Annotated in this window: 24 protein-coding genes and 1 tRNA gene; 15 read left to right on the top strand and 10 right to left on the bottom strand. The window is 68.7% G+C overall.

What is annotated here, in order from left to right:
* Positions 1–3: 3 nt before the first annotated feature.
* Positions 4–711 carry an ABC transporter ATP-binding protein gene (locus tag AAHA49_RS03750; RefSeq protein ID WP_342037242.1) on the bottom strand — a complete coding sequence of 236 codons (708 nt, stop codon included), beginning with the start codon at positions 709–711 and terminating at the stop codon, positions 4–6.
* 315 nt (positions 712–1,026) lie between these two features.
* Here AAHA49_RS03750 and AAHA49_RS03745 point away from each other — a divergent pair, with 315 nt between their 5' ends.
* Positions 1,027–2,007 (top strand): LacI family DNA-binding transcriptional regulator, encoded by a 981-nt coding sequence (locus tag AAHA49_RS03745; protein WP_342037241.1) that lies wholly within the window; start codon positions 1,027–1,029, stop codon positions 2,005–2,007.
* On the top strand, positions 2,007–3,047 hold the full coding sequence (locus AAHA49_RS03740) for a LacI family DNA-binding transcriptional regulator (RefSeq protein WP_342037240.1): 1,041 nt from the start codon (positions 2,007–2,009) through the stop codon (positions 3,045–3,047). The genes AAHA49_RS03745 and AAHA49_RS03740 overlap by 1 nt, the downstream gene beginning before the upstream one ends.
* A gap of 72 nt (positions 3,048–3,119) precedes the next feature.
* Here AAHA49_RS03740 and AAHA49_RS03735 read toward each other — a convergent pair whose 3' ends face one another.
* Together AAHA49_RS03735 and AAHA49_RS03730 are read right to left on the bottom strand one after the other, a co-directional pair.
* The gene (locus AAHA49_RS03735) at positions 3,120–4,064 is read right to left on the bottom strand and encodes a trehalose-phosphatase (RefSeq protein ID WP_342037239.1); all 945 of its coding nucleotides are present in this window, start codon (positions 4,062–4,064) and stop codon (positions 3,120–3,122) included.
* Between the two features lie 8 nt (positions 4,065–4,072).
* Complete coding sequence (locus AAHA49_RS03730) at positions 4,073–5,689, bottom strand: alpha,alpha-trehalose-phosphate synthase (UDP-forming) (protein WP_342037238.1); 1,617 nt, start codon at positions 5,687–5,689, stop codon at positions 4,073–4,075.
* Positions 5,690–5,754: 65 nt separating this feature from the next.
* On the opposite strand from AAHA49_RS03730, the gene AAHA49_RS03725 reads away from it, so the two are divergent.
* From AAHA49_RS03725 to AAHA49_RS03710, 4 genes are all read left to right on the top strand, one after another.
* The gene (locus AAHA49_RS03725) at positions 5,755–7,962 is read left to right on the top strand and encodes a serine/threonine protein kinase (protein WP_342037237.1); all 2,208 of its coding nucleotides are present in this window, start codon (positions 5,755–5,757) and stop codon (positions 7,960–7,962) included.
* A gap of 281 nt (positions 7,963–8,243) precedes the next feature.
* A complete protein-coding gene (locus tag AAHA49_RS03720; protein WP_342037236.1) occupies positions 8,244–9,104 on the top strand; it encodes a DsbA family protein in 861 nt (286 codons plus the stop codon).
* Between the two features lie 205 nt (positions 9,105–9,309).
* Positions 9,310–9,385: transfer RNA gene (locus AAHA49_RS03715), tRNA-Thr, on the top strand.
* Between the two features lie 136 nt (positions 9,386–9,521).
* Positions 9,522–9,836 carry a hypothetical protein gene (locus AAHA49_RS03710; RefSeq protein ID WP_342037235.1) on the top strand — a complete coding sequence of 105 codons (315 nt, stop codon included), beginning with the start codon at positions 9,522–9,524 and terminating at the stop codon, positions 9,834–9,836.
* Positions 9,837–9,898: 62 nt separating this feature from the next.
* On the opposite strand, the gene AAHA49_RS03705 is transcribed toward AAHA49_RS03710, so the two are convergent.
* The 3 genes from AAHA49_RS03705 to AAHA49_RS03695 all read right to left on the bottom strand — a co-directional run bounded on the left by AAHA49_RS03705 (position 9,899) and on the right by AAHA49_RS03695 (position 12,299).
* Entirely contained in the window at positions 9,899–11,152 is a 1,254-nt protein-coding gene (locus AAHA49_RS03705) for an MFS transporter (RefSeq protein ID WP_342037234.1), read from the bottom strand.
* A gap of 104 nt (positions 11,153–11,256) precedes the next feature.
* A complete protein-coding gene (locus AAHA49_RS03700) occupies positions 11,257–11,697 on the bottom strand; it encodes a hypothetical protein (RefSeq protein WP_342037233.1) in 441 nt (146 codons plus the stop codon).
* Positions 11,694–12,299: an ArsR/SmtB family transcription factor gene (locus AAHA49_RS03695; RefSeq protein WP_342037232.1), complete on the bottom strand. Its 606-nt coding sequence runs from the start codon at positions 12,297–12,299 to the stop codon at positions 11,694–11,696. Before AAHA49_RS03695 ends, AAHA49_RS03700 begins: the two co-directional genes overlap by 4 nt.
* A gap of 140 nt (positions 12,300–12,439) precedes the next feature.
* Between AAHA49_RS03695 and AAHA49_RS03690 the strand changes: the two genes are divergently transcribed.
* From AAHA49_RS03690 to AAHA49_RS03680, 3 genes are all read left to right on the top strand, one after another.
* Positions 12,440–13,561, top strand: coding sequence for a M4 family metallopeptidase (locus tag AAHA49_RS03690; RefSeq protein ID WP_342037231.1), 1,122 nt, complete (start codon positions 12,440–12,442; stop codon positions 13,559–13,561).
* Positions 13,558–13,899, top strand: coding sequence for a hypothetical protein (locus AAHA49_RS03685; RefSeq protein ID WP_342037230.1), 342 nt, complete (start codon positions 13,558–13,560; stop codon positions 13,897–13,899). Before AAHA49_RS03690 ends, AAHA49_RS03685 begins: the two co-directional genes overlap by 4 nt.
* A gap of 91 nt (positions 13,900–13,990) precedes the next feature.
* Complete coding sequence (locus tag AAHA49_RS03680; protein ID WP_342037229.1) at positions 13,991–14,890, top strand: tryptophan 2,3-dioxygenase; 900 nt, start codon at positions 13,991–13,993, stop codon at positions 14,888–14,890.
* A 104-nt stretch (positions 14,891–14,994) separates the two neighbouring features.
* Here the strand turns inward: AAHA49_RS03680 and AAHA49_RS03675 are convergent, their stop codons facing one another.
* Together AAHA49_RS03675 and AAHA49_RS03670 are read right to left on the bottom strand one after the other, a co-directional pair.
* The gene (locus AAHA49_RS03675; protein ID WP_342037228.1) at positions 14,995–15,804 is read right to left on the bottom strand and encodes an alpha/beta hydrolase; all 810 of its coding nucleotides are present in this window, start codon (positions 15,802–15,804) and stop codon (positions 14,995–14,997) included.
* Positions 15,797–16,690 carry an SGNH/GDSL hydrolase family protein gene (locus tag AAHA49_RS03670; protein ID WP_342037227.1) on the bottom strand — a complete coding sequence of 298 codons (894 nt, stop codon included), beginning with the start codon at positions 16,688–16,690 and terminating at the stop codon, positions 15,797–15,799. The genes AAHA49_RS03675 and AAHA49_RS03670 overlap by 8 nt, the downstream gene beginning before the upstream one ends.
* A 319-nt stretch (positions 16,691–17,009) precedes the next feature.
* Between AAHA49_RS03670 and AAHA49_RS03665 the strand changes: the two genes are divergently transcribed.
* Both AAHA49_RS03665 and AAHA49_RS03660 read left to right on the top strand, forming a co-directional pair.
* Positions 17,010–18,281, top strand: coding sequence for an amidohydrolase (locus tag AAHA49_RS03665; RefSeq protein ID WP_342037226.1), 1,272 nt, complete (start codon positions 17,010–17,012; stop codon positions 18,279–18,281).
* Positions 18,278–20,098 (top strand): threonine/serine exporter family protein, encoded by a 1,821-nt coding sequence (locus AAHA49_RS03660; RefSeq protein ID WP_342037225.1) that lies wholly within the window; start codon positions 18,278–18,280, stop codon positions 20,096–20,098. The genes AAHA49_RS03665 and AAHA49_RS03660 overlap by 4 nt, the downstream gene beginning before the upstream one ends.
* An 8-nt stretch (positions 20,099–20,106) precedes the next feature.
* On the opposite strand, the gene AAHA49_RS03655 is transcribed toward AAHA49_RS03660, so the two are convergent.
* Positions 20,107–20,799 (bottom strand): uracil-DNA glycosylase, encoded by a 693-nt coding sequence (locus AAHA49_RS03655; RefSeq protein WP_342037224.1) that lies wholly within the window; start codon positions 20,797–20,799, stop codon positions 20,107–20,109.
* Positions 20,800–20,957: 158 nt separating this feature from the next.
* On the opposite strand from AAHA49_RS03655, the gene AAHA49_RS03650 reads away from it, so the two are divergent.
* From AAHA49_RS03650 to AAHA49_RS03635, 4 genes are all read left to right on the top strand, one after another.
* Positions 20,958–22,424, top strand: a complete 1,467-nt coding sequence (locus AAHA49_RS03650) for an aldehyde dehydrogenase family protein (protein ID WP_342037223.1) — start codon at positions 20,958–20,960, stop codon at positions 22,422–22,424.
* Positions 22,425–22,797: 373 nt separating this feature from the next.
* A complete protein-coding gene (locus AAHA49_RS03645; RefSeq protein WP_342037222.1) occupies positions 22,798–23,064 on the top strand; it encodes a DUF3263 domain-containing protein in 267 nt (88 codons plus the stop codon).
* Positions 23,065–23,066: 2 nt separating this feature from the next.
* Positions 23,067–23,717, top strand: coding sequence for a LytR C-terminal domain-containing protein (locus AAHA49_RS03640; protein WP_342037221.1), 651 nt, complete (start codon positions 23,067–23,069; stop codon positions 23,715–23,717).
* Between the two features lie 278 nt (positions 23,718–23,995).
* Positions 23,996–24,199, top strand: a complete 204-nt coding sequence (locus AAHA49_RS03635) for a cold-shock protein (RefSeq protein WP_339392270.1) — start codon at positions 23,996–23,998, stop codon at positions 24,197–24,199.
* A 219-nt stretch (positions 24,200–24,418) separates the two neighbouring features.
* On the opposite strand, the gene AAHA49_RS03630 is transcribed toward AAHA49_RS03635, so the two are convergent.
* Positions 24,419–25,840 (bottom strand): MFS transporter, encoded by a 1,422-nt coding sequence (locus tag AAHA49_RS03630; RefSeq protein ID WP_342037220.1) that lies wholly within the window; start codon positions 25,838–25,840, stop codon positions 24,419–24,421.
* Positions 25,841–25,959: the final 119 nt, after the last annotated feature.

Genomic DNA, 25,959 nt, shown 5'->3' with positions numbered 1-25,959 from the left:
GACTCAGACGTCCGGGTCGGCGATCGAGGCGACGAGCGCCTCGGCGACCTCCGGCTCCTCGACCCCGATGAGTCGGCCGTGGTCGAGGAAGGCGATGCGGTCGGCGAGGACCTTCGCATCGGCGAGGTTCGCGGTCGCGTACAGGGTGGTCAGGCCGAAGTCCTGCTGGAGGTCCTTGATGAGGCGGACGGTGTCGGCCTGGTGCTCGGGGACGAGGTTGACGATGGGTTCGTCCATGATGAGGACCTTGGGCTGGCGCACGATCGCCCGGGCCAGGGCGATGGTCTGTCGCTGCAGGGGCGAGAGGTCGCCGGGGACGGAGTCGAGGATCGCGCTCAGCCCGATCTTCTCGGCCACGGATTCGACGCGGGCGGCGATCTCCTCGGCGGGCAGGCCGTCGATGCGCAGGGCGAAGCCGAGGTTGTCGCGCACGCTCATGTGCGGGTAGAGGGCGTAGGACTCGAGTGCCAGGGTGACGTCGCGGTCGTTGACGGCGGCGTGCGTGACGTCGAGTCCGTCGATGAGGATCGACCCGGTCTTCGGGGCTTCGAGGCCGTGGAGCATGCGCAGGATCGTCGACTTGCCCGACCCGGAGGGGCCGTAGAGGACGAGGAACTCGCCGTCGTCGATGAAGAGGTTGAACGGATGGACCGAGGGGGACACCGTGTTCTCGTACGCGTGGCTGAGGCCATTCAACGACACTGTTGACATGTCAGCTCCTTCTCCGTCGGCTGTGAGCAGCTGGTCGTCGGTGACCTGCGCGGATGCTCAGACTCCTTCATCCTATGCGGTTCCCGGCGGCCGGAGATAGGGAGTTTTACACAGCGTAGAGTGATTCTCAGCACTGTGACAGGGCGGTCGGTGCACTGTGACAGCGCGGTCAGTTCGAGCTGAGTGACGGCTGTGCAGGATCCTCGCCGAGGCGGACGACCGACCTCGACGCCCGTACCCTCACGCGGTGGCCGGGTGAGGGCGCGGGCGCCCGACCCGAGAGCGGGACGGGCGACCGAAAGTAGACTCGGGGACATGAGGGTCACGCTGGAGGAGGTCGCCGCCCGGGCAGGCGTGTCCCTGGCGACCGTCTCGCGTGTCATCGGCCGCCGCGGAGCCGTCGCTGAGACGACCCGCCTGGCCGTGCTCGAAGCGATCGACGAACTCGGCTACTCCCGGTCGACCCTGCTGCCCGAAGCGCCGCGCCGCCTCGTCGCCGTCAGCGCCCCCGGCAACCCCGAGTACTGGCAGACCCAGGTGTGCACGCGCGTGGCCACGGCCCTGCAGGATCACGGACTGCTCATCACCCGCCCGCCGGTCGAGACCGATGCGGCCCCGCTGGACATCGCGATCGAAGCCGGTGCCGTCGCGCTCGTCACCCCGACCCTGACCTCGCTCGACACCGCGATCCCGTGCATCCGCGTCGACGAGCAGTCGGCGAGCCGCACCGACGGCGGCACCGGAGACATCATCGCCGCCCGCCTCGACCTCGGCGGGGGGATGACGACGGCGTTCGAGCATCTGCGCGCGATCGGCCACCGCCGCATCGGGCTGATCTGCAACGACACCGGGGAGCTCGCCACCCAGCTGATCCAGCGGTTCCTCGCCGAGCATCCGGCCCGCTCCTACGGACTGCCCCTCGAGGACTGGATCGCGCCGGTGCCGAAATCGTTCTCCGGCGGGTCGCGTGCCGTCCTCGAACTCAAGGACGCGACGTGCACGGCTGTCATCGTCCAATCCGCCCTCCAACTCCACGGGGCCCTGCACGGCCTGCGCAACCGTCACCTCCAGGTGCCGCGCGACATGTCGCTCGTCGGCTTCGGGGACTCCCCGACGATGCGGTTCACCGGGCCTCCCGCGACGGTGCTCGGCATCGACGTCGACGGTCTCTCGCAGGCGCTCATCGACGCGACCCTCGCCACGCTGAAGATCACCCCGACCGGGCTGCCGTCCGTGCCCCCGGTCTTCCGCCCCCGCCTCTACGCACGGGGTTCGACCGCGGCGGCGAGGCAGTGATGGACGCCGAATCGAAGCAGGTGCGTCTGGCCGACATCGCGAAGCTCGCGGGGGTCTCGACGGCCACGGCCTCGCGGGCCCTGCGGGACCCGGATGCGGTCTCGGCCGCCTCGGCGTCGAAGGTGCGCCAGGCCCTGTCGGTCCTCGGCGTCGAAACCCCGCACGCCGACGAATCGTCCGTCCCGCTCATCGCCCTCGTCCGGCCCTCGGCGCCGGCGGGCAACGTCGACCCGTACACGCACCTGTTCGAGATCCTCACGACCAGGATGTTCGCCCAGGGCATCGCCGTCGTCCACGTCGAGGCCGAACTCGAACGCACCGAGGCGCTCGCCGACTCCCTTCTCGGCCCGGCCGGGAACCCGGCGACGGGTCTGCGGGTGAGCGGGGCGATCGTCCTCGGCGGCGGGGCGGCGGGAGCGCTCGCGGGCAGACTCTCCGAGCGCGGCCTCCCGCTCATCCGGGTCTCGAACGCCCGCCACGACGACGGCATCTCCCGCATCGTCCTCGACGCGTCCGACGGCATCGCCACCGCCGTCCAGCATCTCGTCCATCTGGGTCATCGCCGCATCGGCCTCGCCGTCCTCCGCGACACCGCGGCCGCCACGCGCATCGCCGGGTTCCGGAAGTCGATGGCCAGCGTCCTCCACATTCCCGCGACCCGCGATCAGGCGCCCGTCGTCGAAGCCGCCGGCGGCCCGATGGCAGGGGTGGCCGCGGCCGAGGAGCTGCTCGGGCTCGGCTGCACGGCCGTCATCGCGTGCGCGCCCTCGCTGTCCTTCGGCATCCTCGAAGCGGCGGCGCGTGCTCGCCTCGACGTGCCCCGGGACCTCTCGCTGCTCACCGTCGGTGATATGCCCGATGCCGATGTCATCGCCCCGCCCCTGTCGCAGGTCAGCTACGACTGGGAGACGATCGCGGCATCCGCGCTCGACGAGGTGGAGGCGATGATCGCGTCCCCCGCGCCGGCGCCCCGCGTCGACTACTCGGTCACTCCCGATCTCGTCCTGCGGGCGAGTGCGGTGCCCCCGCAGCGCCGGTAGGCGCAACGGCGGCGCCATCTGCGGCCGGCGTTGTGCCGGCGGGGCTGGCTCAGGCGGTGTGTGGGCGCGGGTTCAGGCGCCGGTGAACGCGGCCCGCTCCTCGGCGAGGCGGGTGAGGAGGACGGCGACGGCCTCGGGGTCGGCGATGCGCAGCTCGGCCTGCGTGGGCGCCGAGCCGACCTTGATCCCCACCCCGGTGAGCCCGGGGCTCAGCTGCGCGAGTTCGGCGAACGCGTCCTCGTCGGTGATGTCGTCGCCCAAGTAGAGCGCCGCGCTCGGGTCGACCGCGGTGACGAGCGCCCGCATCCCCGTGCCCTTCGTCGCCTGGCTCACGGCGAGCTCGGTGATGTCGTGGCCTTCGATGACGCGGATCCCGCCGTGTTCGGCCTGGACGGAGACGACGTGCTCACGCAGCGAGGCGGCGAGCCCCGGTGCCATGCCGCGGGTGTGCACGGTGCGGGAGTAGGGCTTGTACTCGATGCGCAGGTCGAAGCCGTCGCGTTCGCTCAGCCGGCTGAGTTCGCCGAGGTGGTCGTCGATCGCGGCGAGCAGCGCGTCCTCGTCGTTCGTCAGGGCGTTCGGGGCCGGGGCATCGGCGGCGGAGTCGGTGCTGCTGTCGGCATCGGAAGCCGGGGAGTCGGCCGCGTCCTCGCCGGTGCTGCCGGAAGTGTCGGATGCCGGACCGAGGTCGATCTCCGCACCGTGGGAGCCGACGATCATCGCCGACTCGGGAGGGGCCGCGAGCTCCCGCAGGGTCGTGACGTCCCGACCCGAGACGAGGGCGAGCTGGGTGTCGGGCAGCGCGGCGAGACGGGCGATCGCCTCGGCGGAGGCGGGCACGATGCGACTGGCCGCAGGATCGTCCTGGAGGGGAGCGAGCACCCCGTCGAAGTCGAGGGCGACGAGGAGGACGTCCGCCTCGGCGAGGGGGCGCAGGTCGATCTCGGCCGGGTCGCTGAGGGCGGGGGTGAGGGAATCGGAAACGGCAGGCGGCATCGAGGTCGACTCCGAGGTCACGGCGGCTCCTAGGTCGCTGAACGGGTTTCGGGAACGGTCTGCTGGGTCTGTGCGGGCGGGGTCTGACCTGTCGACTCCGGCTGGGTCGACTCCGGCTGTCCGGTCGGCTCCGGCTGCGCGGGCTGGGCGGCGGGACGACCGGCGGGCGCGGGCGGTTCGGGGACGATCGCCTCGGGGGAGTCGCGGATGGCATCGAGTTCGCTGAGGAACCGCTTCGACCATGCGCTCACGGTGTCCGTGCGCACCTTCTTGCGCATCTGCCGCATCCTGCGGGCGCGGGTCTTCGGGTCCATCTGGACGGCCTCGAGGATCCCGGCCTTGAGGTTGCCGATGTCGTGGGGGTTGACGAGGACCGCTCCGGCGAGCTGCTCGGCGGCCCCGGCGAACTCGGAGAGCACGAGCGCCCCGTCGTCGTGGAGACGGCACGCGACGTACTCCTTGGCCACGAGATTCATCCCGTCGCGCAGGGCGGTGACGAGCATGACGTCGGCGGCGATGAAGAACGCGGTCATCTCATCGCGCGGGTAGGAGTGGTGGAGGTAGTGGACGGCGATCGACCCGATGTCGGCCTGTTCGCCGTTGATCCGACCGACCGCGAGCTCGACGTCGTGGCGGATGATCTTGTACTGCTCGAGCCGCTCCCGCGAGGGTGTGGCGATCTGGATGAGGACGATGTCCTCGACGTTGAGCCTGCCTTCGGCCAGCAGCTCGCCGAAGGCCTTGAGGCGGTGGCGGATGCCCTTCGTGTAGTCCATCCGGTCGACGCCGAGCATGATGACCTTCGGGTTGCCGACCTCCTCGCGGATCTGCGCGGCGCGTTCGATGATCGCCGGATCTGCCGCGAGCTCCTCGAGGTAGGGGGTGTCGATGGAGATGGGGAACGCCTCGGCGCGCACCGAGTGACCCGGGAGGTCGCCGCTGTCGGGAACCGTGACCGTCGAGCCCTTCGTCTGGTAGCCCAGGCGTCCGCGCACGGCCCGACGGAAGTTCGCGGCGTCGGCGGGACGCTGGAAGCCGATGAGGTCCGCGCCGAGGAGGCCGCGGAGGATCTCGTCACGCCACGGCAGCTGGGCGAAGAGCTCGAACGGCGGGAACGGGATGTGGTTGAAGAAGCCGATCCTCAGGTCCGGGCGCATCCGGCGCAGCAGCTGCGGGACGAGCTGGAGCTGGTAGTCGTGGACCCACACGGTCGCGGACTCGGCGGCCACCTCGGCGACCTTGGCCGCGAAGCGCTCATTGACCCGCACATACGCCTCCCACCACGTCCGGTGGTACTCGGGCGGGGCGATGACGTCGTGGTAGAGGGGCCACAGGGTGGCGTTGGAAAACCCTTCGTAGTACCTGAGGACATCCTCATTTGTCAGGGTCACGGGGATGAGGTGCATGCCGTCGATGGTGAAGGGCTCGAAGTCGACGTCGGCGACACCGGTCCAGCCGATCCACGCGCCCTCCTGCGCCTTCATGACGGGGGCGACTGCGGTGACCAAACCTCCAGGTGAGGTGCGCCATTCCTGGTCCGGGTCGGATGCGTCGCGGTCGACGGGCAGCCGGTTCGCGACGACGACGAAATCGCTGTCGCCATAGGTTCCCGCAGACTCGGATCCAGCGGCGTCGACGATGCTCATCTGCGCCTCCTCATGTGTCGTGGCTTGGAACGAACTCTACTCGCTCGACTACCCTTGTGACCGTGATGGTTCAGGATCTGGGAGGCTACCGCCTCATCGAGGAGCTCGGCTCGGGCGGCATGGGTGTCGTCTACCTCGGTGTCGACGGCGGCAACAATCCTGTCGCCGTCAAGGTCCTCCACCCGCACATCGCCGGTGACGAGACCGCTCGCAAACGTCTGGCCCGGGAGGTGCGGACGCTGCGTCGCATCCGCCATCCCCGCATCGCCGAGGTGCTCGACGCCGAACTCGACTCCGCGCAGCCCTTCATCATCACCGAGTTCGTCGACGGGCAGACCCTGTCCGACGACGTCCGGGACAACGGTCCCTTCGCCGAGGATGAGCTCGTCCACTTCGGTCATGCCCTCCTCGACGCCCTCGGCGCCGTCCACGACTCCGGTGTCATCCACCGTGACCTCAAGCCCGCGAACGTCATGATCATGGACGGCGAGCCGATGGTCATCGACTTCGGCATCGCCCAGGTCGCCGACGAGGTGCGCGTGACCGCGACGGGTCTCGTCATGGGCACCCCCGGGTACCTGTCGCCGGAGATCGCCGACGGCAAGTCGTCCTCGGAGAAGACCGACTGGTGGGGCTGGGCTGCGACGATGGCGTTCGCGGCCACGGGCCGCAACCCGTACGGCGCGGGTCCCCTCGAAGCGGTGCTCGGCCGGGTGGCGCTGGGCAAGTACGACCTCTCCGGTGCCCCCGCCGGCTTCGTTCCCCTGCTCAAGGCCTGCCTCGACCCGAAGCCGGAGAGGCGCCCGAGCGGGCAGATGATCCTCGACGCCCTCGTCGACATCGAGTCCGGGCGGATGCCGCAGCTCGGTTCGGGCTCGGCCGCCGGCGTCCAGCGCACCGCGGTCATGCCCGCCGTCGACGAGGCGCGGACTGCGGCTCCCGGAAGCGGTGACACGGCCGACGGGCGCGGCGCACCCCGCGGCGGATACCCCGGCCACGACCCACGCGGCGGCATGGGTGCCGCCGGTGCCGTCGGCGGCGCGGCCCTCGGCGGTGCCGCGGCGTCCGCGGCCGGCAGTGCCGGGATGGCAGGCAATGCCGCGGGAGTCCCTCGCACCTCCGTCGGTCAGGGCGGTCATCTGCCCACCCGGCAAGGTGTCGACTATGCACAGGCGAATCCGTACGTGCAGTCGAATCAGTACCCGCAGGGGAATCAGCACGCGCAGGGGCAGGCGCCGGGGCAGATGCTCGGGCAGGCGCCGGGTCAGGCAACCGCGCAAGGGCAACGACAGATGTTCGCGCAGGGTCAGGGGCAGGGACAGTCCGGTCCCACAGTCCACGGGCAGGGTCCGCAGGGACAGCGCTTCGCGCAGGGTGTGCCGAACGGACAGACGGCCATGCGCCCGACCTCGCTCCACCAGGGACGGCCGATGGCCGGTCAACCGGGATTCGACCCGGCGATGCGGCAGGCGACGGCTGGTCCCGTGCACAACCCGAACGGGGCGATCCGCTCGGCACCGGGCTCACCCATGTCCGGCGCCGACCTCGGCTCACGCGGCTACGGACCGGGCGACGCCTCGGCGGGCACTGGAGCGCCGGCAGGCGGTCACACGGGCTGGCCCGGACAGTCGGGTGCCCCGCAGGGCACGGCACCGAACGACCAGTGGGCGCCGCTGACCTACCGGTCGATCCGCACCGGCGGGTGGGTCGTCTTCGCGCTCGTCGTCTTCGCCGTCGTCATCACTCCGCTCAGTCCGCTCGTCATCACCGGCTTCGCCTTCGTGTGGTCGGTGCTCGCGCGCACCGCCACCCGACTCGATCGCACGGTCCAGCGCTACCGCTACGAACGCGGCGACGACGGCGGGGGCACGCTCCGGTCGGTCGCCTCAGCGCCGGCGGCACTCATCGCCTCCGTGCTCACCTCGGTCGCGACCTTCCTCCTGCCCGCCGTGGCCGGCATCGCGATGCTCGTGCTCACCCGCCTCGATGTCGCCGACATCGTTCCCGGCGACCTCTCCGAACAGTGGTCGGTGTGGACGGCGGCTGCGGCCGGGGCCCTCGTGCTCTGGGTGGGACCCGGGGCTGCGAGCCTGCGGTACGGATCGCGGCTCATCGTCACCGGCGCCACCCGCAACGGTCTGGGGCGGCTCATCGCCCTCGGCGTCCTCGCGGTCCTCATCGTGCTCGCGCTCATGGTCATCACCTCGGGGGCGGGCATGAACTGGTGGCCGCTGCCGGTCAGCCCGTTCGAGTGGCTGCCCGGTCCCGTCTGAGAACTCACTCCATGTTGGTCCCTGCGTCCTTCCCGGCGCCGACGGGAGTGCACGGTCGAGCTGCACGGGGGGCCGCCTCGGCGGGGCGATGATCACACGGATCCACGCACCACGGGTGGGCCGATCCCGATGATTGAACCTTGAATTTATCTGGGAGTCGTGTGACATGCGGTTTCGGTACAGTGGGAGCGTCGGGACAGTCATGCGCCCGGCGGGTCTGATGTCGGTTCGCGCCGACGGGGACCGCACCCCCAGTCGGACGATCGACAACGTGAGGAACAATGGCGAAAGACAACTCCGCGGAGCAGAAACGGAACCGGGCGCGTGAGAACGCCCGCCAGATCGCAGCAGCTCAGGCGAAGAAGGAGAAGACCGCCAAGGTCATCCTCTACTCGGGAATCGGCGTCGTCGTCGTTGCGGTGGCCGTCATCGTCACCGTCCTCGTCGTCCAGTCGGCCCAGCCGGCGAACCCGCCGGCGAACTACGTCGCAGGCGGTGTCAACTACGCCAAGGGCGGCACGGTCGTCCAGCCGATGAACATGCCCAAGGGCGAGGAGTCCCCGCTGCCGACCCCCGCCGAGGCGGGTGTGAAGGAGAACGCGGCCACCGTCACCGTCTTCGTCGACTTCCAGTGCCCGGCGTGCAAGGCCTTCGAGGACACCAACGACTCGACGCTCGACAAGCTCGTCGAGGAGGGCTCGATCGTGCTCGAGTACAAGCCGATCGCGATCCTCGACCGGTTCTCCAACGGCAACGAGTACTCGACCCGTGCGGCCAACCTCGCCGCATGCGTCGTCGACTCCCAGCCGGAGAAGGGCGAGACTCTCCTCGAGGCACTGTTCGCCCAGCAGCCCGAAGAGGGCACGAACGGACGCACCGACGCGGAGCTGCTCAAGGCCGCGACCGATGCGGGCGTCGACACGTCGAAGCCGCTCACCTCCGATCCGAAGCAGACCGTTGCGAGCTGTGTCGCCGATCAGTCCTTCAAGAAGTACATCACCAACACCACCCAGGAGTCCCTGGACTCGGGCGTCGAAGCGACCCCGTGGGTGCTCATCAACGGCAAGAAGACCGAGCAGACCGGCGACGCCCAGGCGCTGGCGCTCGAGATCCTCAAGGCCACCGGCGAAGTGAAGAACTGAGCTGAGGCGCTGAGCTGAGACGAAGCGCCTGCTGAGCTGAGGCGCTGAGGGCGCACACGCGCTGACGGCGCAGGCGCACAAGCGGCCGGCCGGTGCGGGAGGGAACTCCCGCACCGACCGGCCGCTTCGCGTGACGACTTTTGTCGCTCGAGTGCCCGATGCACTACTATCGTGTAGGCATTGAGCGCGGGAGATCCGCGCCCGCGCCTCCTTAGCTCAGTTGGTAGAGCACCGCTCTTGTAAAGCGAAGGTCGTCAGTTCGAGTCTGACAGGGGGCTCCACCGAATCGGGTCCGGCAGTTCGCTGTCGGACCCGATCGTCATCTCCGGTTCAGGTGATCGGCAGATGACCGGAAGCATCGGTCCCGAACCGATTCGATTCGGCGCATTCGTGATCGTACCCGAGTAGAAAGAGCTCGTGTTGATAATGGGTAGAGCGAGGGTCATACGATTCTTCCCTGACTGGGGGAGGGAAGAGCCCCTCTGGGAAGAAGGTGCGTATGAGTATGCCCTTCGTGTGTCTGATCTCAACATATCTTCTGACTTGAAGAGAGGTCTGTTGAACTATATGACGTTCTGGACAGAGCATTTCGACGTGGACACTGAATGGGATTCGAAACTCGCTGAACGAGAATTTTCTGACGAGGGTGATCGGCTGATCTCGGAACTGAAGAAACAGCTCCACGACGGCTTCGTGATTCTTGATGAGAGAGATGAGTACTCTCGGGTCTGACTGAGCTCAGACCAGTGGGCTCCACCGAATCGGGTCCGGCAGTTCACTGTCGGACCCGATCGTCATCTCCGGCCCGGTAGGCCGATCTGCCTCGCCCACACGAGCACCCATACGGCACCGGCGATCGCGACGAAGCCGGTGAAGAGAACGCCGAACCGCAGCGAGGCGATCGCGATGACAAGGGCGATGACCGAGGGACCTGCGAGCTTGCCGCCGTTGTTGAAGATCGCCCAGATGCCGAGGAACCGCGCCCGCCCGATCCTCGGCGAGAGGTCCGCGCCGATCGTCATGTTCACCCCTGCGCCGAGGCCGTTGCCCACCGCCATGATCCCCACCGACACGATCATGCCCGTGAGCGTCGGCATCGCCACCATCGCGATGAACCCGGCCCCGAAGATCGTCAGGCAGGCGACGAGCGTGGTGACCCGGCCCAGGTGGTCCTTGATGTAGGCGCCGAGGAACATGAAGACGAGTTCGAGTCCGGCCCCGAAGGCGATGAGCAGCGAGATCTGCGATTCGTGCAGTCCGATCGAGACACCCCACAGCTGGATGACGACGGGCTGTGCCGAGCGCGCCACGGTGAGCGTGACGATCGAGATCCCGACGAGGACGACGGCGTTCCACCGCACATCGAGACGCGCTCGCCGAGGTGGTTCGGCAGGCGAGTCGGTCCGCGCAGTCACGGCGTCGGCAGAGGCAGTCGTCGAGCCGGCGGTGGCACCTCCATCGGAATGCGAGTGCCCGTAGTCGGGGATGCGGGCGATCGGCAGGGCCATGACGATGATCGCGAGGAGACCCGCGACGCCGGCGAAGACGAAGACCGACCAGATCGGGAAGACGAGCATGAGGCCTGCGCCGATGATCGGGCCGACGAGGTTGCCCACGCGCATGCTCCCGCCGAGTGCCGTCATCGCCTTCGCGAGATGGGCCGAGGGCATCACCTCGGCGACGACGGCCTGCCGCGCGAGATTCCACACGTCGGAGACCGGGGCGAAGAGCATGAGGGCGATCGTGTAGACGAGCAGCGAGCCCGGTGCGTCCCAGAGGAACGCCGCGACGATGCCTGCGACGATGACGATCGCGAAGGTCGTCGCCACGACCATGGCCCGGAAGTCGCCGAGGCGGTCGATGAGGATTCCCGCCGGCACCGTCGCGAGCAGCGAGACCGCACCCATGATCCCGACGATCGCGGCCGCGAACGCCGAACTCGCCCCGAGGGAGAGCGCTCCGAGGACGAGGACGGGCATGATCGCCCCCAACCCTGCCGCGAAGAGCAGCGACGGGACGAGCACCGGCCACAGGATGGGTTTGAGCACGTCATCAGTGTATGGACGACCTGATCCCGGGGTCGGAGAGTCCGAGTTGCGGTCCTGACTGTGAGGACCGCCCGACCATCACCGGCGTACCTGGGGTGCGGATCTCAGCCGAGGTAGGTCGTAGCCCCGAATCCGAACCGGGCATTGTGCGACTTGGTCGCCTCCATCCGCTCGGCGATGTCCTCGGCGCTGGCCCCGGGCCGCACTGCTCTGTTCCGTCCGAGGCGGACGAGCCACAGACCGAGGCGGACGACGACACGGTCGAGTCCGCGGATCTCGGCGACCGCCTCGGCGCCTGGATCCCGGGCATCCGGTGCCTGACCGACGTGCGGCGAGGTGAGATCCTTATCGACTGCCTCGGCGGCAGGATAAGGGTGGGCAGAGAACCCAGCATCGGAGGGAGAATCGTCGTCGACGTAGATCTCACGGATCGTCGTGGTCGTGCGTTCGACGACGCGCATCGCGCTGCGGTGTGCGGAGACGACGGGGGCGGGTCGGCCGCGGCGGCCCCTGACCGCACCGCCGATGCTGATGAGAGTGCTCATGAGGGGGTTTCCTCTCCATCGATCAAAGGGAAGGCATGGAACTGGATCTGCACGGGACGGGATCCGGGGTCGTTGCGGCCGCGGAGCTCCTCGACCAGGGTCTGCGTGGTCTCCTGGACGCGATCGCGGACCTCGGTGAGCTGGTCGGGGGTGAGGCGAAGGCTGATCGTCGTCAAGCCCACGGCTTCGGCCCATTCGGTCGGGACGCGGTCGGCGTCGGAGTAGGCAGCGGCGAAGTCCTCCAATGCGTGGATGCTGCTGCGCGTCCACTCGCGGAAGACGAAGTCCGCCGCGGCGCTGACCGCCGGCTCCCGTTCGTCGCCGGGGCGGGGCAGCTCGACGCCGCCGGGCACCCTCTCCCACCACTTCTCGCGCCCGTTGCCCGAGCCCTCGACCTCGCGAATGAAGCGGTGACGCGCGAGTTGGCGCAGGTGGTAGCTCGTCGACCCAGAGGACTCGCCGAGGCGGTGGGCCAGCGACGTCGCCGTCTGCGGACCGTACTTCGTCAGCACGTCGTAGATCGCCATCCGCAGCGGGTGGGCCAGGCCTTTGAGGGCGGCGGCATCGAGATCGCGACCCTGCTTCGGTGAGTTCTCGCTCATGATGCAAAGATACACTTGCAAAATAATCTTTGCAATGACACGTTTGCGAGATGTTCGGCATCGGCGACCGCGCTGAGGCAACGCTCCGAGAGCTCCGCCGTTCTCACCGAACACTCGGGCGCGGATGAGACCGTGGTCACATGAGTGATGCACACGTGAGAACAGTCGTCCCGCCGTACCTCCTCAACGCCCTCGCCGAACGCGGCGCACAGAAGTTCCCCCGCGCCGCGGTCGCCGCGCGCAGCAACCTCGTCGCCTCCGCGAAGGTGCGCGAACTCCGCGCGAAGGGCCTGCTCGCCTCGCCGGACGCCGACGACTCCTCGGCGACTGCGCGGACCCGCAGTGCGCAGGCCGGTGCCACGGGTCCGAACCGGCAGATCCACGACGCGCAGAACAAGGAGGACCTGCCCGGCGTCCTCGTCCGCAGCGAAGGGGACGCCCCCACAGAGGACACCGCGGTCAACGAAGCCTACGACGGCCTCGGCGCCTCCTACGCCCTGTTCGCCGAGGCCTTCGACCGGAACTCGCTCGACGGTCAGGGCGGTCCGCTCATCGCCAGCGTCCACTATGGCAAGGACTACGACAACGCCTTCTGGGACGGCCGGCTCCTCGTCTTCGGCGACGGCGACGGCGAGGTGTTCGAAGGCTTCACCGGCTCGGTGTCGATCATCGGCCACGAACTCAGCCACGGCGTCATCACCCACACCGCCGACCTCGAGTACTTCGACCAGTCGGGCGCGCTCAACGAACACTGCGCCGACGTCTTCGGAGCCCTGACCGAGCAGCACGCGGCCGGTCAGAACGCCGAGGACGCGACCTGGCTCATCGGGGCGGGCATCTTCACCGAGGCGGTCACCGGGAAGGCCCTGCGCTCGATGATCGCCCCGGGCACCGCGTACGACGACGACGTCCTCGGCAAGGATCCGCAGCCGGACTCCATGGACGGCTTCGTCACGACCGAATCCGACAACGGCGGCGTCCACCTCAACTCCGGCATCCCCAACCGCGCGTTCGCGCTCGCGGCCACCACCGTCGGCGGACCGGCCTGGGAGACCGTTGGTCAGGTCTGGTACGGGGTCCTCACCGGACCGGAGATCACGTCGAAGACCGGCTTCTCCGAATTCGCGGACCTCACCATCGCCGAGGCGGCCGAACAGTTCGGAGAGGGATCCGATGTCCACGACGCCGTCGTCGAAGGCTGGCAGACCGTCGGCGTGGCCACCAGCGCCTCCGAGCGGGGCAACCGCGGGAGCAGCTGGTGAGCACACGCGGCTTCGGCCATATCCTCGTCGAACGCAGCGGCGGCATCGGCGGGTTCCTCCTCGTCTGGGACGTCGACATCGACACGAGCAAGCACCGGGAGGAGCTCGGCGAACGGGTCGCCGAACTCCCGTGGCCGAGCAGCGGCGACGGCCACGGGGATTCGACGCAGGGTACGCGCGGCTCCGTGTCCGCCGCCGACCGCTACGTCTACCTCATCGAGAGCCGCTACGGGCATGCCCGTTTCGGGGAGACCGAGCTGACCGGGGAATGGAAGGAACTGGTCGACCACGTCCAGGACGTCGCCGAACCCGAACGCCGTCGCCCCGGGGCAGACTGACGACGAAGCCGCCGGGACGGCCGAGCGCCTCGGCGAGGGACGGAGGCCCGCTCGATTCAGGCCCGACGCCCGCGCATGACATGCTGGGATCATGACTCATGACACGTCGACAGCCGAGAAGAACGAGCGCGCCCTCGAGGACGAGATCTACACCGACCTGCGGGAGCAGATGACCTACGGGTCGTACCTCGACCTCGACCGACTCCTCACCGCGCAGCATCCGGTGAGCAGCCCCGAGCACCATGACGAGCTCCTCTTCATCATCCAGCACCAGACGACCGAGCTGTGGTTCAAGCTCGTCATCCACGAACTCCTCGACGCCCGGCGTCTCATCGCCGCCGACCAGCTGCAGCTCGCGCTCAAGCGCATCGCCCGGGTCAAGCACATCCAGAAGACGCTGACCGAGCAGTGGTCGGTGCTCGCGACCCTGACCCCGAGCGAGTACGTGGGCTTCCGCGACGAACTCGGCCACTCCTCGGGCTTCCAGTCCTGGCAGTACCGGGCGGTGGAGTTCCTGCTGGGGAACAAGAACCGGGGCATGCTCGCGGTCTTCGATTCCGAACCCGAGGCCCGGGCCGCGCTCGAGCAGTATCTCGAGGAGCCGAGCGTCTACGACGAGTTCCTCCGCTTCCTCGCCCGTCGTGGCCTGCCGGTCCCGCAGCGCATCCTCGACCGCGACGTCTCCGTCTCTCACACCTTCGACGAGGAGCTGCTCGAGACGTTCCGCATCATCTACGAGAACCCCGAGGAGTACTGGCTGGAGTACGAGAGCTGCGAAGAGCTCGTCGACCTCGAGGAGAACTTCCAGTTCTGGCGCTACCGCCACATGCGCACGGTGCTGCGCATCATCGGCATGAAGCGCGGCACCGGCGGGTCGAGCGGCGTCGGCTTCCTCCAGAAAGCCCTCGACCTCACGTTCTTCCCCGAGCTCTTCGACATCCGCACCGGCATCGAGAACGGCCCCGGCACGCAGACGCATCCGAAGCACTGAGGCCGCGAGTCCGCGGATCCGAGCAACCCTCAGGGCGCTCGGCCACCCGGCGCAGGGCTGCCGAGCGCCCGGAGGGTTGCTGAGAGCGGAGACTCGCGGGAAGCTCAGGCGAGGAGCAGTTCGAGGACCTGCGGGAAGTACGGCGACTCGGGGTCGACGAGGTCCATGTGGTCGGCGCCGGGCAGGATCGTGAGCGGGGCGGGGAAGTTCTGCGAGAACGTCACGTCGACGATCCCGTCGGCATCCCCGTGGATGATGTGCGCGGCGGCACGGGCCGGGATGAGCACCGCCCGCGACCGCGGATCCGCCCGCAGGTACGCGGGCAGGTCCTCCTGCGGCGGGGCTCCCATGTAGTCGAGCACCGCGCCGTCCGCGAGTCCCTCGTCGACCTCCCGCAGCAGATCCGAGATCGGGGCGAGCGGACGCAGCCGGAAGGCCCGCCCCTCCTCGCCGAGGTGGCTCGCCCACGACAGCACGAGGCAGCCTCCCGCCGAGTGCCCGGCGACGACGGGCCGCTCACGCGCCCGTTCCGACACGCCCCACTCCTCGAGCGCATCGACGGCGAAGCCGATCGCGGCAGTGACGTCGTCGAGGCAGCGCGGCTGCCCGCCGATGCGACGGTATTCGACGAGGACGCAGAGCAGACCCCGAACGGCGAGAGCCTGCGCGAGCGGTCTGGCATGGACGAAGTCGATGCTCGGACGGAAGTAGCCGCCGTGGACGAAGACCACCACCGCCGAGGCGGTCGCCGGGTCCCCGTGGACCTCGACGAATTGGTCGACATCGGTTCCGTAGGCATGACGGGTCACGTTCGGTTCGGCCCCGAGCCTCTGCCCGAGCGCATCGAGGGCCTCGCTGCGCTCGTCCTCGCTCGGCCCCGGCGTCTGCGCCCAGGTGTGCGGCCATTCAGTCATTCCGTCCCTCACTCACTGCTTCGCCGCTCACGGCATCGGTGCTGACGATCTGCTCGACCTCGACATCGCGACCGGCGACGTGCTCATGGTCGACGGTGCGGCGGACGGGGGAGAGGTCGGGGACCTTCGGGCTGAGCTTGTCGCCCGAGGACTGCCCGCGCAGACGCCTGCCCACCCAGGGGGCCAAGTGCTCGCGCGCCCACTTCGACTCCTCGACGACGACGTCGCGGATGGGCCGGGTCGTGCGCGGGGGCATCCCGAACCCGGTCGTCGGCAGCGAGTGCCCGGACTCGAGTGTGGCAAGCGCCTGTCGGGCGACGAGGTCGTGCCCGGTCGAGGAGAGGTGGATCTTGTCCTCGGCCCACATGTCTTCGGCGTAGAGCGGGCGCAGCCCCCACACGTCGACCATGTGACAGCCGTGGCGCTGCGCGATCGTCCACAGGTGCGCGTTGTAGACGCCGACGCGGGGGCGCACCGCGCGCAGCAGCGGCGACATCGTCTCCGTGTCGAAGCCGTTGGCCATGACGACCTCGATGCCCTCCTCGCGCATCGCGATGACGGCGCGTTCGAACTGGTTGGCGAGCCCGTCGATGTCCGTTCGCGGACGCAGGCAGTCGTTGCCGCCAGCGCAGAAGCTCACGAGATCCGGTTTGAGGTCGAGGACCTTCGGCACCTGTTCGTCGATGACGCCCTGGAGGAGGCGGCCGCGGATCGCGAAGTTCGCGTAGAGGAGTTCGGGCCCGGCGGCAGGGGAGTCGACGAGGAGTTCGGCGAGCCGGTCGGTCCACCCGCGGAAGCGGTCCGGGGTGCCGTCCGGGTCGGGATCCATGAGTCCTTCGCTGAAGGAGTCGCCGATCGCGACAAAGGAATGGATGGTGCTGAGCATCGTTGGCTCCTTCGCTCGTTCGTCCGCTGCGTCCAACCTATACCCATGATCAGACCAGGTGTACCCATGAGTAGCCTGACAGTCTGGACCGTCGCCCCACAGCCTCTGAGTCCCGCGGCACAGTAGCCCGCAAGCTCGGTCAACGGCGTGGTCAGAGCCGTTGCCGGCCGTGGTCGTGGCGTAGACTCGTCACTGCGATGCGGCCACCGGGACGGCCAGAGCGCTCACCGAGATTCACCCCGAGCGGACCTCCGCCGCCGAGAACCGCAGTCGAACCGCGAAGACGCACACTGACCACCCGCGCAGTCGAAGGAGCACGATGTATCGTTCGGTCCCTGTTCCCCCGCGAAGCGACGTCGCCATCGTCGGCGCCCGCATCCTGCCGATCGCCGATGCCAGCGGCACGCGAGCCGAACCCATCGACAACGGCACGATCGTCCTCGCAGACGGGGTCATCGCCGCTCTCGGCGGACCGGACACCGCGATCCCCGCCGGCACCGAGACCATCGACGCCGCCGGCCGCTGGGTGGTTCCCGGCTTCATCGAAGCCCACGGCCACCTCGGCGTGCATGAGGACGGGGAAGGCTGGTCGGGCGATGACACGAACGAGATGACCGATCCCAACGGTGCGGGTCTGCGCGCACTCGACGGCATCGACCCCGCCGACCTCGGCTTCAAGGATGCGCTGCGCGGAGGAGTCACCTCGGCGTTCATCAAACCCGGCTCCGGCAACCCCATCGGCGGGCGCACCGCGTTCGTCAAGACGTGGGGGCGGGTCGTCGACGAGATGCTCGTGACCCAGGACCTCTCCGTGAAATCCGCGCTCGGGGAGAACCCGAAGCGGGTGTACGGGGAGAAGAAGGTCACCCCGTCCACGCGGATGGGCACCGCGAAGGTCATCCGCGATGCCTTCGTCGAGGCGCAGAACTACCGGGCCGCCCGCGATCACGCCGAGGCGGAGGGCACTCCGTTCGAACGCGACCTCGTCAAGGAGACGCTGGCCGAAGTGCTCGACGGCACTCTGGCCTGGGACCAGCACTGCCACCGGGCCGACGACATCGCCACCGCGATCCGCCTGTCCGAGGAGTTCGGCTACCGGCTGGTCATCAACCACGGCACCGAGGGTCACAAGATCGCCGACTTCATCGCCGAGAAGGGCATCGACGTCATCCTCGGCCCGCTCATGACGAGCCGGTCGAAGGTCGAACTGCGTGACCGCACCCTGGCCACGGCGGCCGCGCTGGCCGAGGCGGGGGTCCGGATCGCGCTGACGACCGACCATCCCGTCATCCCCATCAACTTCCTCATCCACGAGGCGTCGCTGGCCGTCAAGGAGGGCCTCGACCCCGTCGTCGCCCTCGAGGCGCTGACGATCAACCCGGCCGCGATCTTCGGCCTCGACGACCGGCTCGGATCGCTGGCCCCCGGCAAGGACGCCGACCTCGTCATCTGGTCCGGCGACCCGCTCGACCTCGACTCCCGCGCCGAAGAGGTCTTCGTCTCCGGGCGCCGGGTCTATGCGTTCGACGCGACGACCGGCACCGCCGAGGTGGCCGACCCCTACGGCCCGACTCTCATCAGCGAGCCGTGACACAGAGGCCCTCCCACGACGCCGCGACCGGAGCCCCGAGCGCTCCGGACGAGGCGACCACCGCCGACATCCCGCTCGACCGGGCCAATCCTGCCGGGGACAGTCCCGCCCGGGCGGATGAGAATGCGACGACCGCGGACATCCCCGTCGACCGGGCACCCGCCGAGGTGGTCCGCGACCAGGACACGACGACAGGTCCCGTGGCCGGCCGTTCGGAGGCGGGGTCGCAGGCGCTGCGCGAACTTCTCGAGCGCACCCGTGCCCAACGCCTGGCCGAACTGCAGTCGCAGCCGATGCGCACAAGCACCCGCGCACCCAAGCAGACCAAACCGCGCACCGACCACCTCGGCGCCTCCCAGCGGGTCGCCCAGCGCGTCGCCCGCCGAACCGTCGGCCGGCTCGTCACCGGCACCTCGGTGAACACGCAGCCGGTGCCGATCATCACCGTCCTCAAGGGCACCCCGTACCAGGCGCCCGTGCAGGCGAGCGAGCCGGCCGAGGACGAGGCGAGGATGATCCTCGACCTCGCCGCGGACATCGCGGCGATCATGATGCGCGCAGGGGCGGGCACGAACGACATCGAGGTCTCCGTCATCGCCGCATGCACCGCGTGCGGGCTCTCGACCGCCGAGGTGGATCTGACCTCGAGCACGCTCGTCGTCCACTACTCGACCTCCGACGGCCGTCTGATGACGGTGATGCGGGTCAACCGGGGGGAGTCGACGCACTACGCGAAGCTCGCCTCCGTCCACAAGCTCGTCTCCGACCTCGTCGACGGTCGGATCGGGTTCATGGACGCCCGCAGCCGCCTCGACGCGATCCGCTCCCAGCGCCGGCCGTTCAAGGAATGGTTCGTCACCGGAGCGTGGGGGCTCATGGTCGGCAGCCTCGTCCTCCTCCTCGGGGGAGGCCCGGTCGCGATCATCCTCGGCATCGCCATGGCGGTGTTCATCTTCCAGCTCGGCAAGCTCATCGGCCGCACGAGCCTGCCCTCGTTCTTCATCACCGCCCTGCAGGCGGCGATCGGGACCCTGGTGGCGATGGCGGCGGGCAACTTCGGCCTCATCGACTCCCCGCAGTATCTCGTCGCGGCGGCCATCGTCCTCCTCCTGCCCACGCAGGCGCTCTACTCCTCCGTCCAGGATGCGCTGACGAACTTCCCGCTCACCGCGGCCGGTCGCCTCGTCGGGGTGTTCCTCTCCTTCGCCGGCATCGTCTCGGGACTGGCCTTCGGCGTCGCCTGCGGTCAGGCGCTGGGGATGCAGCCGATCGAGATCCTCGTCCCGCGCTCCGGCGTCCACGTCGTCGCGATGATCGTCTCCCTCGGGGCGGCCGCGGTCGTCGCGATGGCCGGCGCCGTGGGTATGCAGGCCTCGCGGCGGTTCATCCTGCCCGCCGCGGTCGTCGGCCTCGACTCCTTCATCACGATGATGTCGCTGACGCTGCTGGGCATGGACAATGTGCTCGCAAGCCTGCTCTCGGCCACCGTCGCGGGCTTCCTCGCCCGGCCGCTCGCGCTGCGGCTCGGAGCGCCGGCGATCGTGCTGACGATCCCCGCGATCTACACCCTCCTCCAGGGACTGTCCATCTTCACCGCCGTCTACCGGATCGTCGCGGAGACGGAGACGACGACGTTCGCCGAGGGCCTGTCCGCACTGTTCACCGCGATCCTCGCCAATGCCGCGCTCGCCGTCGGCGCCGTCCTCGGCAGCTATCTCGCCCGCCCGCTCAAGGGGCGCAGGGCGGAGACCGTCGCCGAAAACGTGCGCTCCGGGGACTCCCCGGCGCCGGGCGATGGGACGCAGCGGCCGGCCTGACGGGGAGCTCAGCTCTGCGGGGGCAGCTGCCAGTCGATGCCGGGGATGTCCTTCTGCCCGAGCAGCTCGTTCGTCCGCGAGAACGGCCGGGAGCCGAAGAACCCCCGGGACGCCGAGAGCGGGGAGGGGTGCGCGGATTCGATGATGGCCACCTCGGCGCGACCGGAGCTCAGCAGCGGAGCGAGGTTCCGCGCATCCCGACCCCAGAGGATCGCGACGAGAGGCTGATCCCGGGCGACGAGGGCGCGGATGGCCTGCTCGGTGATCGCCTCCCAGCCCTTGCCGCGGTGCGAGGCGGGAGCACCGGGACCGACGGTGAGGACCCGGTTGAGGAGCATGACGCCCTGCTGCGACCAGGCACGCAGGTCGCCGTGGGCGGCCGGGGCGATGCCGAGGTCGTCGGCGAGTTCCTTGTAGATGTTCGTCAGGGACCGGGGCAGGGGCCTGACCTCGGGGTCGACGGCGAAGGACAGGCCGATCGGATGTCCCGGCGTCGGGTAGGGGTCCTGGCCGACGATGAGGACCTTGACGTTCGACAGCGGTTCGGCGAAGGCGCGGAAGATCGAATCGCCGGCCGGCAGGTAGGAACGTCCGGCCGCGTTCTCGGACCGGAGGAAGTCGCCCATCGCGTGGATGTCGGCCTCGGACTCGGCCAGGGCCTCGGCCCAGTCGGGGGACATGATCGTGCTCATCGAGGTCATGCCCGCGATTCTATCGAGGAAGCGCCGTCGCGATGTGCTCCGAGCGCAGACGAGGTGTGCATGATCGCCCAGCCTCCCGGCGTTCAGGTCGCAGGGGGCCGGGGGATATGCTCGGGGGAATGAGTTCATCGGAGAACCTGGAAGGTGAGTCCACCACAATGACGCAATTTCCCGACGCCACACCCTGGAAGATGTTCATCGGCGGAGAATGGGTCGACGCCCTCGACGGGGAGACCCACGACGTCATCACCCCGATCGACCGCAACGTCGTCATCGCCACGGTGCCCGAGGGCAAGGAGGCCGACGCGGACCGTGCGGTCAAGGCCGCCCGCGCCGCCTTCCCCGGATGGGCCGCACTGCCGTTCAAGGAGAGGCAGAAGCTGCTCATCAAGTGCGCCGACGCACTCGAGGCCGGATCGGAGGAGCTCGCCGAGCTCACCGCACTCGACACCGGCAACGCGATCCGCACGCAGGCCCGACCCGAGACCGTCATCCTCGCCGATCTCTTCCGCTACATGGGCGGCGTCGCCGGTGAGGTCAAGGGCACGACCCTGCCCGCCGGAGACCAGCAGTTCCAGTACACGAAGCGGGTTCCCCTCGGCGTCGTCGCCGGCATCCTGCCGTGGAACTCGCCCTTGATGATCGCGGCGTTCAAGACCCCGGCCGCGCTCGCCGCCGGCAACACGATCGTCCTCAAGTCCGCCGAGGACGCACCGCTGACCATCCTCAAGATGGCCGAGCTCCTCGACGGCATCCTCCCGCCCGGCGTGCTCAACGTCGTCACCGGCAAGGGCTCGGTCATCGGCGAGGCCCTCAACGTCCATCCCGACGTCGACAAGCTCTCGTTCACCGGATCGACGAGCGTGGGTCGTCACGTCGCCGAGGTGGCCGGCAACCGCCTCGCGCATTCGTCGATGGAGCTCGGGGGCAAGAGCCCGAACATCATCTTCCCCGACTCCGACGACGAGGACACGGTCGAGCAGGTCCTCCTCTCCACCCGCTTCGCCCGCCAGGGTCAGTCGTGCACGATGGGCTCGCGCCTCTTCCTCCACGAGGACATCTACGACTCGTTCCTCGCCAAGCTCGTCGCCGCGGTGAAGACGATGAAGGTCGGTGACCCGCGCGACGAGGACACGGACATCGGCGCGATCATCAACGAGAAGCAGTACGACCAGGTCGAGAGCTACATCGAGATGGGCAAGGCGATGGACGGCGTCGAGGTCGCCTACGACGGCCACGGTGAGCTCAACGTGGGCGAGCCCGGCTTCTACCATGCGCCGGTGATCTTCTCGAAGGCGCAGAACGACTGGCAGACGAGCCAGGAGGAGATCTTCGGCCCCGTCCTCTCCGTCATCCCCTGGAAGACCGTCGACGAGGTCATCGACATGGCGAACACGAGCGAGTACGGACTCGCCGCCTACGTGTTCACCAAGGACCTCGACTCGGCCCTGACGATGGCCGACCGGATCGAATCCGGCTGGATCCAGATCAACCAGGGCGGCGGTCAGCTGGCCGGGCAGTCCTACGGCGGCATGAAGAACTCGGGCTTCGGCCGTGAGGCCTCGCTCGAGGGCATGCTCGAGGGGTTCACCCAGATCAAGCAGGTCAACATCCGCATCCGGTGATCGACCGCCGGCCGGGCCGTCCCGGCGTCTGATCGCAGTCATTCGCCGAGGCGGCTCCGCCGTCGAGGCGAGAGGGCAGGACTTCGGCCCTGCCCTCTCGTCGTGCGCGGGGAGCCGGAGGAGGCGGCCGGGGAATCCGGGCGGGGAATCCGGCAGGGGAACCCGGCCGAGGAATCCGGCCGGACTGGATGACCGGGATGTGACGTGCGTGACGGTCGGCTCGCGTGCCCACGGCAGCCGGCGACCGCCTCGGTGGGGGAGAATCCCCGGTCCGAGGCGGGAACACGGGCGGGAACGCGTGCCGAGAATGACAGTGATGTCATTCGGGCGATAGCATAAGCTCAGAGAAAACACTCGAAGGAGCACACCGTCTATGCCGCAGAACGAGGACACCCCTGCACTGAGTGAGCTCGAGGTGTCCATTCTGGAGTTCGAGCGGCGCTGGTGGAAGTACGGTGGGGCGAAGGACCACGCCATCCGCGAGCGCTTCGACATGTCGGCGACGAGCTACTTCCAGATCCTCAATTCCCTGCTCGACAATCCTGCGGCTCTCGCGAGCGACCCGATGCTCGTCAAGCGCCTGCGGCGCATCCGCACCACTCGGCAGAGCGAACGCGCTCAGGCCCGCGTCTCGAGGTAGCCATGACTGACGAATTCGACACCATCGAGCCGGGACGCCGCAGCGGCGCCCACCGGCAGGACTCCGCGTCGTCGAACGTCGGGGCGATCACGCTGGTCATCGTCCTCGCCCTCGTCGCCGTGCTCCTCGTCGTCGCGGCCATCAACATCATCACCTCGTCGATGCGCGATCCCGAGACCACCGTCGGCGACGGCGCAGGTGCACCCGCAACCTCGGCGCCGGCGACTCCGAAGCCGTCGGAGAGCGAGGTCAGCGTCGTCGACTCCTCACTCAAGGTCGATGTGCTCAATGGCTCGGGCGTCTCCGGTGTGGCGAAGAAGTTCTCCGACGCCGTGGAGAAGGAAGGGTGGACGATCGGCAAGGTCGGCAACTATTCGACCGCCCGCAGCGACTCGGTCGTCTACTACAAGGACAAGGACTCCGCCGCGCAGGCGAAGCTCGTCGCCGACGCCCTGGGCATCAAGGCGACGGAGCAGTCGAAGGACTTCACCGCCGACCTCACCGTCGTCATCTGCTCGGACATCGCGAACCGCGGACCCTCGCCGAGCGGCGGCGACGCGGAATCCGGTGGGGCAACTACGGGATCCGAAGGTGGTGCCTCGGGAAGCTCGGACGGCTCCGGCACCGAGGGAAGCGGCCTCGGCGAAGGCTGAGATTCGGCGCGAATTCACCGCGTGAATGGCGGTTGAAATCAAAAGTAACGAATTGATAACAGTGTTGAGCGAACGGGTGACCCGCCCGGGCCTGATGTAGAGTTTTACCAGCTAGGCAAGCACTGCACCTTGTGTTCTGATCGTGCTTCACCGAGGTCAATCTCCAGAGGTAATTGAGAGAAATCGCGGGGTCTGTTGAGTTTTACTAGCGTTCGGAATCCGGCACTGCGTGGTGTCGGAAACGGATTTCAAATGACACTGCATCCTATGGAGAAGTAATGGCACAAGGCACCGTCAAGTGGTTCAACGCCGAAAAGGGCTACGGATTCATCACCCTCGAAGGCGATGGCCAGGACGTGTTCGTTCACTGGAGCGCAATCCAGATGGACGGCTACCGCTCGCTCGAAGAGGGCCAGCAGGTTCAGTTCGAGGTCGGAGAGGGTCAGAAGGGTCCGCAGGCGGAATCCGTCACCCTGCTCTGAGTCTGACATCGCCGGCGTGATGCCGGCACGGCCGCGGCCCTGCGATCTGAGTCGATCGCAGGGCTGCGGTTTTCGCTGCGGATTTCGTCGCGACGGCCGGCAGCTGCGGTGATCGACTGAGTCGAGCGCGAGTCGGCCGGCGCGGTGACCGGCGATGGCATGGAGCAGTGTCCGCGGATGTCTCCCGGCAGATTCGATTGCGGGCAGCGCATTGCGGAATCATCCGGGGCTGCCGCACCGTGGTCGGGCGTTGCTGCGCCGTCGGACTCTGCTCCGCAGTCCGGCTGTCGTCCCCGAATCAGGTGTCGGCGTGCGTCGGATCGCGAGGAATGCTGAGGCGAGAGTGAGGCTCGCTGCGGCGATGAGCGCGAGGGCGAATCCGTGCGGACCGCCGAGGAGCGCGAGCGTCGCGAACACCGCCACCCCAGCCCCGCCGCCGAGGGCGAAGGCGACCTCCTGGATCGCCCCCACCTGACCGGCCGACGACCTCGGTGAGGACTCGAAGAGCGCTGTCGTCGCCACGGTGCCGATGAACCCGAACCCGAGCCCGACGAGGACCAGCGGAACAGGACTCGCCGTCGGTGCTAGGGCGAGGGAAGCGAGACCGAGCGCTTGGAACCCGAGCGCGATGGCGATCGCGGCAGGTCTGCCGAGCCGCAGCGCCACCCACGGCGCCAGCAGGCCACCGGCCACGGTCGCCACCGCCTGCGGCACGAGCGCCATTCCGGCAGCGGCAGGGGAGCGGCCGACGGCGGCCTGCAGATGGATGCTGAGCAGATAGATCGACGCAGCGGCCGTCGCCGCGGACACGAACAGCTGGATCGCCGCCGATGAGAACCGGCGACGCGTGAACAGCTCGACGGCGATGAGCGGAGCCTCCAGTCGCCGCTGCCGGACGACGAACGCCACGAGAAGGACGAGCCCGGAGGCAGACCACAGGCTCCCGGCCAGAGGATCGACGGCGAAGAGTTTGATTCCGGCGACGACGGCACCGACCCCGGCGCCCGATGCGACGATGCTGAGCGGATCGAAGCGCACCCGCGTCTGTGATCGGGTCTCGGGCAGCCAGGCCACAGCGCGTCCTGCCGCGGCCAGCGCGAGCGGCGTGGAGGATGCGAGGACGGATCGCCACCCCCACAGCTCTGTGAACAGGCCGCCGAGCACCGGCCCCAAGGAGTTCCCGAGGCCGAAGACCGCCATCCACAGTCCGTTCGCGATGACGAGGCTGCGGCCCGTGAACAGCGCTCCGACCGTCGAGACGACGCTGGCGATGATGAATGCTCCGGCCATGCCCATGAGGACGCGGCTGCCGATGAGGACGGCCGGACCGGGACTGAACGCCGCGAGGGAAGCGGCGGCCGCGTAGCCGATCGTGCCGAGGGCGAACATCCGGCGTCGCCCGAAGCGATCCCCGCAGCGGGCCGCGACGACGATGGTCACGGCAGTCGCGAGCGGGTAGACATCGACGATCCACGCGCGCATCGACTCGGGGACGTCGAGGTCCAGGGCGATGGCCGGCAGTGCGGTGTTGATCATGCTCACCCCCAGCGCTCCGCAGAGGATTCCCATGAGCAGTGGGACCATCGTCGGCCAGAGGCCGGGCATAGGTGCGGTCGGGGGAGACGGAGGTCGGGCGGTCATGACTCCACTGTGAGCTCGCGCTACGATGGGCACAAGTATGCACAATCTCGGCCAGTACGGACAGAATTGATACTGAAGCTCCGGCGACAACGTCGGGAACACGGGGGAGTGCGGCGAGG

The sequence above is a fragment of the Brevibacterium ammoniilyticum genome (genome assembly GCF_038429965.1).
Classification (GTDB): domain Bacteria; phylum Actinomycetota; class Actinomycetes; order Actinomycetales; family Brevibacteriaceae; genus Brevibacterium; species Brevibacterium ammoniilyticum.
Note: the sequence above shows the minus strand (reverse complement) of the source record. Positions and strands in the feature narration are given on the sequence as shown.